Here is a 12,540-nt window from a genome sequence, read left to right as displayed (position 1 = left end):
CCTATCTGGCAATCGCCACATCGCTCATAGGTTGGCATCAAGCGATTTGTTATGCATGCCCTCCAAACCTTTCTCGTTGAAGACAGTCAAACCATCCGAGACAACCTCATCCCTACCATGGAGGAACTTGGCGTCGCCCAGGTCATTGCGTTTGCTGCGAGGGAGGACGAGGCGGTCGCCTGGCTCTTGGCCCATACCAGCGACTGGCACGCCGCGGTCGTCGACGTGTTCTTACAGCAAGGATCGGGACTAGGGGTTGTAAGGGCCTGTCGCAACCGCAAGCCTCATCAACACGTTTTGGTATTGACGAACTACGCCACTGCGGAAATCCGTCGTCAGTGTCTCGCTTTGGGCGCAAATGCAGTCTTCGACAAATCCACCGAACTTGAGGCGCTTTTTGAGTACTGCGCCGAAGTGGGAGCGTCGGACGAGCGGAACGGCTAGGGGGCAGCAGCCCCGCAGGGTTGTCAAACCAAGCAGGCACATGGGCGCCTGCGCCTTCGCAGCGCCCTTGCGACGCGGCAAGCGCGGACCTGATGTGGAGAGCAGAATGAGAGGGCTCGCATGCTCCGCCATTTTCGGAAGGAGGGCAACGTGCATCAGTTTTTACTGAACAACCGGGGTGAACTGATTTCCCGGTGCAAAGCCAAGGTTGCTCAACGACCTCGGAGGGCCGCTACCCCGGCGCAGCTTGCCAATGGCATTCCAATGTTTCTGAACCAGCTCATTAGGACGCTCGTCGCAGAGGAAAAAGGCGAAATTGGCGAAAGCCTCAGGATTTCCGGGGCCGCGGGCGGCGATGCGAGTGCTTTGTCCGAGATGGGCGTGAGCGCAGCCGCGCACGGAAAAGAGCTGATGGGGCTCGGCTTTTCGGTGGACCAGGTCGTTCACGACTACGGTGACCTTTGCCAATCCATCACCGACCTCGCGGTCGAGCGCGATGCTCCTTTCTCCGTTGACGAATTCCGAACTTTGAACCGTTGCTTGGACAATGCCATCGCCGATGCTGTTACCGAGTTCGGCGTCTGGCGCGAGTCGGGCGTCGCGCTTCAGCAGTCGGCTGACGAGAACGAGCGTCTCGGCACGCTGGTGCATGAGCTCCGGAACTACGTGCACACTGCGACGCTTGCATTTGCAGCCCTCGAATCGGGGACACTTCCGGTTGGCGGTTCGACAGGGGGCGTGCTGAAAAGGAGCTTGGCGTCGTTGGCCAGTATGCTCAGCGTATCGCTGTCACAGGTCAAGGTCACAGCCGAAACGCCGAACGCGCGTGCGTTTTCGGTCGGGATGTTTGTGGAGGAGGCCAAGAATGCGGCATCGCTCGATGCGGCCGCCAAAGGCTGCAAGTTTTCGGTCGATGATGTTGAAGCATTTCGGGAAACCGGGACCGCTTGCTGGCCGCCGTTTTGAACTTGCTTCAAAACGCATTCAAGTCACTCACGCTCACACTGAAGTGGCATTGACTGCCTTTGCGGAAAGGGACCACATTCTGATCGAGGTCAGGGACAACTGCGGAGGGCTCCCTCCCGGAGCGGCCGAACGCATGTTTAACCCGTTTGTCCAGGTCGGTGACAACAAGAGCGGATTGGGTCTCGGCCTTTCTATCGCTCGGCGAGACGTTGAGGCTGACGGAGGCGCTTTGACCGTTAGAGATGTGCCCGGCACGGGGTGCGTCTTCACCATCAAACTTCCGCGTAGGACGCTGGACTAGCAGCAAGCCGCGTTGGTCGTTGACCGGCGGTCAGGGGTTAACATCGGGAATGCTCGCGCGAAGCGTCTCTCAGTCTGGCAATTTGCTCGACCGTCGAAGGTCCGCTTGGCCGAACTCAGCCGGCTACGGCGCCGACGAAAGAGCGGGAAAGCTCGATGCTATTGCTAACCGCGCAGAAAACCAGCTACTGAACGTGCCTCAACGTGCGGTGTGACTGAACCTACTTCCGGCAGTTGAACGCTTAACTTCCATCCCGCTTGTGAACAAGCATCAGGCACCCTCCATCCCCGTAGGGCCTGCGCTGTCGCAGCGCCATTCGACTCGTCACGTGGTCCTGCCCGTCGGACCATCGGCGGGGAGCAAGCGACGTGAGGCAACAGGTCAGCTCGGGTAGCAACTCCGACGAGTCGATGCGCCGGCCATGCTGCTTGACGCTTGAACAGTTCGTCCTTGTTCGCTGTGGCTTGTCTAGGCAGCGGTACAGCGTGTTCTTCGCCGCGCAGCGGCGCTTTAGCGCGAAGAAGTTTTCGGTCGATAGCCGATGAACTGCGGCGCGATGCGCGCAATGACGGGACCGTCGAAATCCCAACTCATGCATTGGCCCATCTGATGGTCGTGCTCGGTGGCCGCAGGGGACACCTCCCCGCAGCCGATGCTGGTGGCGGCGATAACCCGGAAAAAGGCTACGGTAGCCATCACGCCCAGCAATTCAGCAATTCGCGCAGTGACATGCGTCAGCGCACCCGCCGCGAACGCATTGATCTGGTCAAAGACGTCGGCGAATTACAGGTCGAGTTTCTCGTGCGTGACGTAACCGATGTGCGGCGTGGCGACCACGTTCGGCAGCACAAGCAGTGGGTCCGCGGGGTCAGTCAGCGGTTCGGTCTCGAAGACGTCGAGCGCGGCCGTCCCGGCGCGCATCGCGTCGGGCAGCGCACCGCGCTCGACCAACCCGGCACCGCTCGTGTTGACGAACAGCGCGGTCTCGCGCATCAATGCCACGTCATCGAGACCCCGAACCAGTCATCGAGGATGGCCACCTTCATGGTGCAATTCCCGTGGTTGGGGTGGACTCACACTAAGCCGCAAGCAGTCCGCCGGACGACACGGACCCTGACATCCTCTGACAACTCGGCGGTCGACGTGAGAGTGCCTTCCAGCACGCCGCTTCATGCCATGGCCTCCAATGTGTCTTCTGCAGACGCAGGCGGTTTCACGACGGCGGCGTGCCGGCGCAGGAACGCGGCGATGTGCGGATTCACCCGCGCCGGGTCGGTCGCCGGCCCCATGTGCCCGAGGCCGGGGATCCACTCGTGGCGAGCGTGCGGCAGCGCCAACCGCATCCGCTGCGCCAACCATTGCATGCCCGGCACCGTTTCGCTGCCGGCGAGCACGAGCAGCGGATGACCGTTTGCCTTCACGTCGCACGGCGTCATGGTGTCGGCGAACAGCGACTCGAAATGCCGAAGCACCTCGGGCATGCGGTGGGTGATGATCTGTTGCGCACGCAGCGGCACGGCCTCCCATGCCGTGGCGCCTGACCAGAAGGTGATGAAGGCTCGCGCCGCGGCGTTGGCGTCGCCTTGCACGAGGCGGTCCCGGATCTGTTCGGCGACAGCGACGAAGGTGCTGCGCAACGGTCGGCCGTCTGCGTCGTGGTCGGGCATCCAGCCGAACATGGCGGGCTCGTAGAGCGCGACGCTCGCAACCGCGGCCGGCCACAGCGCGGCTGCCTTCAGCGCGACAGCGCCGCCGAACGAATGGCCGACCAGATGCACCTGCTGACCCTGCGCCAGCAGCGGACGCACGAGTTCGGCGTGCTCGACCAGCGTCGGTCCCGGCGGGTTCGCGCGGCCGTGAAGGTCGACCGTCAGCACACGGAACCCGGCGTCAAGTTCGCTGGCCAGCGCCTGCCAGGTCTTCGACGACGCACCGCTCGGGTGGATCAGCACGACGGCGTCGGCAAGCGCGTTGCCCGGGCTGTCGATGCGCGTCGCGTAGCCCTCAGGCGGGAGCCATCCTTCGACAGTGCGCACTCGGTAGGGGAGCGTGGATGCGCCCGCTGCGGCGGGCACGGCGGTGGCAAACATGGCGATGGTCCTCATTCCAGGGGTGGATGTGCAAAAGTGGTTCTCTGATGCCGCATCAGGACGCGGCCCGGCCGCTGTGCGCAGATGGCGTGGAACCGCCCATCGCAAAGCCACTGGAATCGGCGGCTGGTGCTTCCGGCATCTGCGCCGCGGGCCGCCGATCGATCCCTCGGCCGACGACCAGGCGCTCGCGCAAGGCCTCGTCGAGCGCGAGGAAGGGCGCGTCAGGCGTCACGCCGAGCGCGTCGAGCAACTTCGCGAAGAAGGCGCGGCCGGCGGCCACCGCGGCAATGTCGAATACCTCGGCGTCGGACAGGCCGCATGCCTTGAGCTCCTCGACCTCGCTCAAGGTCACGCCGGAGGCATCGCGAGCGACCTGGCGGGCGAAGCGCATCGCCGCGTGTTCGAGCGGCGTCAATGCGTCGACCTCACCTCCACCGGCCAGGGTGACGATGACTTCGTCGGCGAGGAAATCGCGCAGCCTGGATCCGTGGGCCACCGTGCAGGCCGAGTTGCGCAACGCGTGCGCGGCGGCGAAGGTCACGAGCTCGAAGCGCCGCGCGTCCATCGGCCGCCTGATCTCCGCGAGCAGTTGCCCCCAGCGCGCCATCACCTCGGGGCGGTGGCAGAACACCTTGGCGTAGTTCGGCACGAAGCCCCAGGCCGTTTGCTGCCGGCGGTACATCGCCGCGACGGCATCGCCCGCGTCTTCGGGCGCGATGGTATGAATGAATTCCATGATGACCTCCTGGAGGATGAAGAAAGCACGCGCCAATGAATGCGGCGCGTCAGGCCGCTCGCCGGGGATGCAGCCATTTGGGCAGCAGGCTGTACGGGTCGAGGTGAACGGTGCGGTCGTACGCAATGCCGCCCGCGTCGAGCCAGCGCTGCAATTCGCCCTGGCGCATCGCGTCGAACAGGTCCGTGCAGCCGCCGACGTGGCGGCCGGCGATGTAGATCTGCGGCATCGTCGGCGAGCCGGTGCGCTGCTTCAGCACCGCCCGGACCTTGACGCCCAGGTCGCCCTCCTTGAAGCGGACGGCGTCGACGTCGACGCTTTCGAAGTCCACGCGCAGGCGCGCGAACAGATTGCGCACCGCCCAGCAGAATTCGCACCACTCGAGCGCGAACATCACCACCGGCTGGTTGCGCACCGACAGGTCCACGAATGCCTCGGCGCCCGCATCGAGCGCCGGCGACGCCACTTCCGCCGGTGCGACCGGCGCCGCCGGCGCGACATCGAAGCGGTAGCCGGGCGTCGAGCGCGAGAGGGCGAGCTCGACGTCGTTCATCTCGTCGGCGATGTGTTCGAACAACGGCGTCGACAGGTAGCGTTCACCGGTGTCGGGCAGCATGCAGACGACGTGGGCACCCTGCGGGCTGCGCCGTGCGACGTCGAGCGCCGCGGCCAGCGTCGCGCCGCTGGAGATGCCGGCGAAGATGCCCTCCTGCGTCGCCAGAGCGCGTGCCAGCCGAAGCGCTTCCTGGCCGGCCACCGGGACGATCTCGTCGATCAGCCCTTCGGCACGGGCCCGTTCGGCCAGGCGCGAAACAAAGTCGGGGCTCCAGCCCTGCATCAGATGCGGGCGGAAGTGAGGGTGGCTTGCGCTCGGCCGGCCGGACGCGTCGCGCGGCTGTGCGAGCCCGCCGCCGAGCAGGGGTGAGTTGTCGGGCTCGGCCGCCACGATGCGGATGTGTCGATCGGCGGCTTTCAGGCCGCGCGCCACGCCGAGCAGCGTGCCGCCCGTGCCGAACCCGCTGACGAAGGCGTGCAGCGTGTCGCCGGTGAAATCCGCCAGGATCTCCTGCGCCGTGGTGCGCGTGTGCGCGTCGGCGTTGGCCTCGTTGTCGAACTGGCGGCAGAGGTACCAGCCGTGCCGCTCGGCCAGTTCGCTGGCCTTGTTCAGCATGCCCGTTCCCTTCTCAGCCGCCGGCGTCAGGACGACACGCGCACCGAGGAAGCGCAGCAGCCTGCGCCGTTCCAGGCTGAAGCTCTCGGCCATCGTCACGACGAGGGGATAGCCCTTCTGCGCACAGACCATCGCCAGCCCGATGCCGGTATTGCCGCTGGTCGCCTCGATCACCGTCTGGCCCGGCCGCAGCGCGCCGGAGCGTTCGGCGTCCTCGATCACTGCGCGCGCCATCCGGTCCTTGACCGAGCCGAGCGGGTTGAACGATTCGACCTTGACCCAGAGGTTGACACCGGCCGGGGCCAGGCGATGCAGACGGACCAGCGGCGTGCGGCCGATGGTCTCGAGGATGTTGTCGTAGCGTGCCATGGGGACTCCTGAGCGTTGGAAGAGGTCGCCATGTTTGGCGCGTACCGGAGGAGCCAACGTGGAAGCCACCGTGGTTTTCGTCGCCCGGGAATGCGGTTGTGGGGAAAGGTGTGCCGTCCTAAAGTAGCGCCTTCGCACGAAGACAACTTCATGGCAGGACTCGAATTCCAGTTCCTGGGCGACTTCGCGGTCCGTCGAGACGGCCGCGAGCAGCCGTTGCCGCCGTCACGCAAGACGCGCGCGCTGCTGGCCTACTTGTGCCTGCAACCGCGGCGCTTCAGGCGCGAGCAACTGAGTTCGCTGCTCTGGGACGTGCCCGACGACCCGTTGGGTTCCCTGCGCTGGAGCCTGTCGAAACTGCGGCGTCTCGTCGACGAGCCAGGGTGCGAACGGCTGGTCGCCGATCGCACCACGGTGGCTCTCGATACGGCAGGCGTGACCGTCGACGCCCTCGAACTGCGCGCGCTGGCCGGGAACGGGCTGGCGAGTGCCGGGACGCCGATGCTGGAGCGCGCCGCATCGCGCTGCCGCGGCAGTTTTCTCGAAGGCCTCGAGTTCTCCAGCTTTCACGACTTCCATGGCTGGTGCATGGCCGAGCGCGAGTATGCGATTCGCGATCGTGCGGCGATCCTTTCGGAGCTCGTCCAGCGCCTGGGCGATGTGCCGGGTCGCGCGTTGCCGCATGCGCGGGCATTGGTCGGCCTGTTCCCTTACGATGAGGCGCACCGCGCGCTGCTGATCCGCCTGTTGAACGCCGCGCACCAGGACGCCGAAGCCGAGGAACAGTACCAACTTGGCTTGCGGATGCTGAAGGAAGCCGGCGTCGAGTCGAGCGGCGCGCTGCTCGCCGCGCGCCGCAAGCCGCGCATCGACGCCCCGCTGCTGCGCGCGCCGGCTCCCGGCCCCGGTTTCCCGGCGGTCGCGGTGGACTGCCGGCTGGTCGGCCGCGAGGCCGAGATGGCGCAGGTGGCCGAGACGCTGCGCGAAGTTGAGCAGGGGCCGCGCGCGGCCATCGTGATGCTGGTCGGCGCGCCGGGCATCGGCAAGAGCCGTGTGCTCGAGGCGACGCTGGCGCTGGCACGCGAGAGCGGGGCTTTCGTGCTCCAGGCGGCGGCGTTCGAATCCGACGTCATCCGCCCCTTCTCCTTCTGGATCGATGCGCTCAGGATGCATGGCGCCGCCGACCACGACGCAGTGTTCCGCGGCGCTGCCGCGAACGACCGCGACGGGCTGTTCGAGCGGCTGCGCCAGCTCGTCGCGTGCGAGTCGGCGCAGCGACCGGTCGTGCTCCTGCTCGACGACGCCCAATGGTGCGACGAGTCGAGCGCCGCCGCCCTGCTCTACATCGCCCGGATGAACCGCGGCTGCGCGGTGCTGGGCGTTCTCGCCGTGCGCGATGCCGAACTGCGCGACAGCGTGCCGTTGCAGCAGGTGCGGCGCGGGCTCCTGCGCGACGGCCTGCTGCGCGAGATCGCGCTCGGGCCGCTGCCCGACGCCGACCTGGCGCGGCTGATCGAATTGCAGGTGCCGGGTGCCGACGGCCCGCGCCTGAGCGCCGACGGCAGCGGCAACCCGCTGTTGGCGCTCGAACTGGCGCGGGCGGAACTGGCGGGCGATGCGGCCGGCCCGCTCGATGAACTGGTGCGCGACCGACTGGCGCTGCACGGCGCGACCGGCGTTGAAGTGCTGCGCTGGGCCGCCGTGCTGAGCCCGCACATCGACCTCGGGATGCTGGTGAAGGTCTCCGGGATCGACGCGACCGAGGTCGCCGCGGCGCTCGACGTCGCCGAGCGCAACGCCATGCTGCGCAGCGGCGAGCACGGCCTGCGCTTTGCGCACGACCTCATCGCACGCGCGATCTACACCGACATCTCGCCGCTGCGCCGGCAGGTCATGCACCGTCGCATCGCCGAGCATCTCGAGCGCGACACCGCCCAGGACCTGGCGCGCGCCGCCGACCTGGCCCACCACGCGACCCAGAGCGCCGACCCCGCGCTGGCGGCGCGGGCGCTGGTCGCCGCCGGCCGGCTGAGCCTGCGCTTCTTTGCCAACGACGAGGCGGCCGCCATTGCGCGGCGCGGCCTGCAACTGGCAGGTTCGCTGCGCGAAGCCGAGCGCGTCTGTGTCGAGATCGACCTGCACGACATCCTGCTTGCGGCGCGACCGCTCGACCCTGCGGCCGCGGACGAATACACGCGACTCGCCGAGCGCGCCCTGGAACACGGCGAGTTGGCGCATGCGCGGCTCGGCTACCACATGGCGGCCACGGTGCGCTGGGCGATGGGCCACTGGAGCGCAGCGCGCGAGCAGACGCTGCAGGCGGTGCGTGCGGTACGTGGCGGGGGCGACAAGGCGCAGATCGTCGGCATGGCGGAAACCGCCAAGTGCCTGGCCATGATCGAGCGCGATGTGCCGCAGGCCGATGCGATGCTGGCCGAGGCCAGCAAGCTGGCCGCGCGCAACGGTTTCAGCCACCATGCGATCGCGGCCGGGCTCGGCATGCTGCGCTTCCACGGCAACCGCCTGGACGAGGCCGTCGAGCTGTTCGACGGGGCGCGCTCGATGTGCAAGTCGGCCGGCGACCGGCTCGCCGAGTACCAGGCCAACGAATACCTGGTGATGCTGCACCTGCAACGCGGCCGCCTCGACGACGCACGCGCCCGCAGCGGCGACCTGCTGGCGCTCGGCGACAAGCTTCGCGAAGGCAGCGAGGAGCCCTTCGCCCGCGCCATGGCCGGCCTGTGCGACTACGCGATCGACGACGATGCGCGGCGGCTCGACGCGGCGCTGGCCGACCTGCGCGTGGCGGACGCCAAGCACCGGCTCGCCTACGTGCTGACGCGCGCCGCCCTGCTCGACTGCGAGCGCGGTCGCGCCGCCACTGCGAAGCGACGCGCCACCGAGGCGCTGGGCTACGCGGAACTGCTCGAGCGCCCGACCGAGATGCTGCTGGCCAACGCGGTGCTCTCACACGACTGCGCCACCCGTGGAGACCCGCACGGTGCCAATGGCCACTCGCGCGAGGCCCGGCGCCTGGCCGGCCACGGCGCGGCGCTGTGGACGCGCGAGATCGTCGCGCGGCTGGAGGCCCGATGACCGACGTCCTCGTCGAGCGGCGCCTGGCCCAGCCAGTGACCGACTCCGGGATGCAGGGCATCGCGGCGATCCTCGGCAGTTGCCTGGGCATCCACCGGGTGACCTGGTGCGCGAGCCTGCTGTCGACCGAGGGCAGCGAGATGTTCTGCCACTTCCGCGCCGCCGATGCCGAGTCGGTGCGCATCGCGATGCGCCAGTCCGGCGCGCCACCGGGCGATGCGTGGGCCTGCCGCGTCCAGGATGCAGCGGGCCTTCGCGACGAGGAGCTGGCCGCGGTCAACGCCGTCGTCGCCCACGCGTTCGCCGAGCCGGGCGTCTTCGGCGCACGCGAGTTGCATGCGGCGGTCGACGCGGGGGGCTTCCAGCGTCACCACGTCCGGCTGCTGCGCAGCTACCTGTCGGCCGACGGGATGCGAATGATCGGGCTGTACCAGGCGCCGGACACGGAGTCGATCCGTGCCGCTCAGCGCGAGGCGGGGCTGCCGGTCCAGCGTGTCGTGCCGGTACGGCGCTACGCGCCCTAGCTTCGCCAGGGCCCGGACCCACGACCAACCGCCAGGCGCGGCCGAGCCCCACCAGGGCACTGATTCCACGCTCGCTCAAACGTTGGGTTCCACGTCGGCCGCGCAAAGTGGCAGCGCCGGTCGATGCCGGCGCATTCCTCTTCTTCCAACTGGAGCCACTCATGCAAACACAGATCACCAACGTCGACAACGGCGTCAACGTCGAAGCCCTGCTCGGTGCGCGCGAAGCGCTCGGCAAGACGCCGGAGGCGGCGCGATTCCGCTGGCGCGCCACCAGCCAATGGGTGCGCGGCACCCACACGCGCGCCACGATCGACGCCTTTCACGGCCTCGGCGGTGAGCAGAAGCACCGCCACCCCTTCACCTTCGAGACCGACCACCCCGAGATCTTCGCTTCGGAAGACAAGGGTGCCACGCCCGTGGAGATGGTGCTGGTCGGACTCGCGGGTTGTCTGTCGGCCGGCATAGCGGCCGTGGCGCAGCACCGCAACATCCAGCTGCGCTCGGTGAAGGCGACGCTCGATGCCGGCATGGACATCCAGGGCATCCTGGGCATCGACGACGACGTGCGCAACGGCTTCGACGCCGTGCGCGTCAGCTTCGAGATCGACGCCGATGCGACGCCCGAGCAGATCGCGGCGCTGGTGGCGCAATCGCAGAAGCGTTCGGCGGTGTTCGACATCATGACGAACCCGACCGACGTGTACGTCACCGCGGTCAAGGTGTCGTCGTGAGCGTCAGGCGCCGGTCGGCCGCGGTCGACGTTGTCGTCGTCGGCGGCGGCCACTGCGGCTTGGCGATGAGCCGGGCGCTCTCGCAGCGCTCGATCGAGCACATCGTGCTCGAGCGCGGCGAGGTGGCCAACGCCTGGCGCGCCGAGCGCTGGGACTCGCTGCGCCTGCTCACCCCGAACTGGATGACGCGCCTGCCCGGCCATGCGTACGACGGCGACGACCCCGACGGCTACATGGCAGCGCCCGAGGTGGCGGATTTCCTGTCGCGCTATGCGCAGGAGGTCGCCGCGCCGGTGCGTATTGGCACGACGGTGTTGCGGGCCGGCCGGGATGCGGACGGCTGGCGCATCGAGACGACGCAGGGCGACTGGCAGTGCCGCGCGCTCGTCGTCGCGACAGGCGCCGCGACCCGGCCGGTCGTGCCCACACTCGCACGGGAACTGCCTGCCGGCGTCGAGCAACTCACCGCCCTTGCCTACCGGCGGCCGGCGCAGTTGCCCGACGGCGGCGTGCTGGTCGTCGGCGCATCGGCCACCGGGCTGCAGCTCGCGCAGGAGATCCAGCGCAGCGGGCGCCCGGTGACGCTGGCGGTGGGCGAGCACGTGCGGATGCCGCGCCTGTACCGCGGCCGCGATATCCAGTGGTGGCTGCTCGCCGCTGGCATGCTCGACCAGCGGCTCGAGGATGTCGACGACGTGCGGCGCGTGCGCCGGCTGCCATCGCCGCAGCTCATCGGCACGCCCGATCGCGCGACGCTGGACCTCAATGCGCTGCAGCAGCAGGGCGTGACCATCGTCGGCCGTCTGGCGCAAGTACGCGACGGCCGGGCATTGTTTTCGGGCTCGCTGCGCAACGTCTGCGCGCTGGCCGACCTGAAGTTGAACCGGCTGCTCGACGTCTTCGACCGGTGGGCACTACAGGCCCGCCTCGACGGTCGCATCGACGCGGTCGGGCCGCGACCACTGGCCACCCGGATCAATACGTCTGCGCCAACCGCCCTCGAGTTGCAATCGCGATTCCGCACGGTGATCTGGGCCACCGGCGTCCGCCCTGATCACTCGTGGCTCGATCTTCCGGTCTTCGACCGATTCGGAGAATTGCGCCACGCAGGCGGCATCGCCGACGCGCCGGGTTTGTACGTGCTCGGACTTCCTTTCCTGCGGCGCCGGAAGTCCAGCTACATCCATGGCGCGGGTGAGGATGTCGACGACCTGGTCGTCCACCTGGCCGAATACCTCGACCGTAGCGCGCGAGTCGTCGCGTCCGCACACATTCCCGCCCACCGCAACCGACCGTTGGAAAGCACCGAGTTCAAGCGTTTGCGCCCGCTTCCGGCCTGAACGCCAACCCGAATCGAAAGAATGCCATGCAAACCATCCACATCGCACATCGAATCTGCGCCGTCCGCTGGACGCGCTATCCCTCCAGCAAGTCGCGAAAGCCTTCATGGGCTGGACGAGGGAGCGTTTCGCCGACTGGCGGCGCGCCCGCCGCGCCGCAACGGAGTGCCGGGCGCTGCACGCGCTGGACGACCTGACGCTGAAAGACGTGGGCCTTGATCGCAGCCAGATCGAATCCTGGGTCGCATGCGGCGACACCGACCGTAGGGCGCGATAGCGGGATTGTCCGCAGTGATGGCGGTTCGCAATGTCGTGGGCAGGATGAGGATCCGGCCCATCTTTCTCAACCGACCGATGTAAAGCGGGCTAAGTGCTTGAGTTGATTGAGCACGACCCGCGAAGGTGAGCGGAGACCGCTTTGGCCAGCGCGAAATGAAAAGCGGTTTGGCACGCCTGTGGGCGGGAAGCAGCGTTACACCCTCGCCACGGAGGAGGCGCTGGTCGCTGAAAATGAATTGGCGCGGACACGACCGACCGCCGGATCGGCCCCGCATCGACAGGAAGTCGATAAGAGTCCGTCTGCCGCCGGGGTCAGTTGGGCTCGCGAACACAATCAAAGGTGAACCATCAACTGTCATGAGGTTTACGATGGCGTCGTTCTGGACTTCGGCGCTGTTAGTCATCCTGGCTCGCCACTTTCTTGCTTGACACCTCGGCACGGCTGCGGCGGGACCTGGATGCGCGACCCTTTTGCTCCTGTCACGAC

At 67.7% G+C, this 12,540-nt stretch carries 13 protein-coding genes; 8 read left to right on the top strand and 5 right to left on the bottom strand.

Translation table 11 applies throughout. The features are described from left to right. Nucleotides 1-51: 51 nt before the first annotated feature. The 3 genes from QTI66_RS37205 (at nt 52) to QTI66_RS39775 (ending at nt 1,711) form a co-directional block, all read left to right on the top strand. Complete coding sequence (locus QTI66_RS37205; protein WP_286565399.1) at nt 52-444, top strand: response regulator; 393 nt, start codon at nt 52-54, stop codon at nt 442-444. Nucleotides 445-564: 120 nt separating this feature from the next. After that, nucleotides 565-1,410 carry a sensor histidine kinase gene (locus QTI66_RS37200; protein ID WP_353506276.1) on the top strand — a complete coding sequence of 282 codons (846 nt, stop codon included), beginning with the start codon at nt 565-567 and terminating at the stop codon, nt 1,408-1,410. Beyond that, nucleotides 1,310-1,711, top strand: coding sequence for a sensor histidine kinase (locus tag QTI66_RS39775; RefSeq protein WP_353506275.1), 402 nt, complete (start codon nt 1,310-1,312; stop codon nt 1,709-1,711). Before QTI66_RS37200 ends, QTI66_RS39775 begins: the two co-directional genes overlap by 101 nt. A 510-nt stretch (nt 1,712-2,221) precedes the next feature. Here the strand turns inward: QTI66_RS39775 and QTI66_RS37195 are convergent. The 5 genes from QTI66_RS37195 to cysK all read right to left on the bottom strand — a co-directional run bounded on the left by QTI66_RS37195 (nt 2,222) and on the right by cysK (nt 6,080). Further along, nucleotides 2,222-2,407 (bottom strand): hypothetical protein, encoded by a 186-nt coding sequence (locus QTI66_RS37195; protein WP_286565398.1) that lies wholly within the window; start codon nt 2,405-2,407, stop codon nt 2,222-2,224. Between the two features lie 87 nt (nt 2,408-2,494). Further along, nucleotides 2,495-2,704 (bottom strand): NAD(P)-dependent oxidoreductase, encoded by a 210-nt coding sequence (locus QTI66_RS37190; protein ID WP_353506274.1) that lies wholly within the window; start codon nt 2,702-2,704, stop codon nt 2,495-2,497. Between the two features lie 176 nt (nt 2,705-2,880). Beyond that, nucleotides 2,881-3,801, bottom strand: a complete 921-nt coding sequence (locus QTI66_RS37185) for an alpha/beta fold hydrolase (protein ID WP_286565397.1) — start codon at nt 3,799-3,801, stop codon at nt 2,881-2,883. 55 nt (nt 3,802-3,856) lie between these two features. Continuing rightward, entirely contained in the window at nt 3,857-4,540 is a 684-nt protein-coding gene (locus QTI66_RS37180; protein WP_286565396.1) for a carboxymuconolactone decarboxylase family protein, read from the bottom strand. 49 nt (nt 4,541-4,589) lie between these two features. Then, nucleotides 4,590-6,080, bottom strand: a complete 1,491-nt coding sequence (cysK, locus tag QTI66_RS37175) for a cysteine synthase A (protein ID WP_286565395.1) — start codon at nt 6,078-6,080, stop codon at nt 4,590-4,592. Between the two features lie 150 nt (nt 6,081-6,230). Here cysK and QTI66_RS37170 point away from each other — a divergent pair, with 150 nt between their 5' ends. From QTI66_RS37170 to QTI66_RS37150, 5 genes are all read left to right on the top strand, one after another. After that, nucleotides 6,231-9,176 carry an ATP-binding protein gene (locus QTI66_RS37170; RefSeq protein ID WP_286565393.1) on the top strand — a complete coding sequence of 982 codons (2,946 nt, stop codon included), beginning with the start codon at nt 6,231-6,233 and terminating at the stop codon, nt 9,174-9,176. Further along, nucleotides 9,173-9,700, top strand: a complete 528-nt coding sequence (locus tag QTI66_RS37165; RefSeq protein ID WP_286565392.1) for a nickel-binding protein — start codon at nt 9,173-9,175, stop codon at nt 9,698-9,700. Before QTI66_RS37170 ends, QTI66_RS37165 begins: the two co-directional genes overlap by 4 nt. A 161-nt stretch (nt 9,701-9,861) precedes the next feature. Then, entirely contained in the window at nt 9,862-10,434 is a 573-nt protein-coding gene (locus QTI66_RS37160; RefSeq protein WP_286565391.1) for an OsmC family protein, read from the top strand. Further along, entirely contained in the window at nt 10,431-11,774 is a 1,344-nt protein-coding gene (locus QTI66_RS37155) for an NAD(P)-binding domain-containing protein (RefSeq protein ID WP_286565390.1), read from the top strand. Before QTI66_RS37160 ends, QTI66_RS37155 begins: the two co-directional genes overlap by 4 nt. A 106-nt stretch (nt 11,775-11,880) precedes the next feature. Continuing rightward, nucleotides 11,881-12,051, top strand: a complete 171-nt coding sequence (locus QTI66_RS37150; RefSeq protein ID WP_286565389.1) for a YjiS-like domain-containing protein — start codon at nt 11,881-11,883, stop codon at nt 12,049-12,051. Nucleotides 12,052-12,540 lie beyond the last annotated feature (489 nt).

This window comes from Variovorax brevis (genome assembly GCF_030317105.1).
Lineage (GTDB): Bacteria > Pseudomonadota > Gammaproteobacteria > Burkholderiales > Burkholderiaceae_C > Variovorax > Variovorax brevis.
This window is presented reverse-complemented; position numbering and strand designations above follow the sequence as displayed.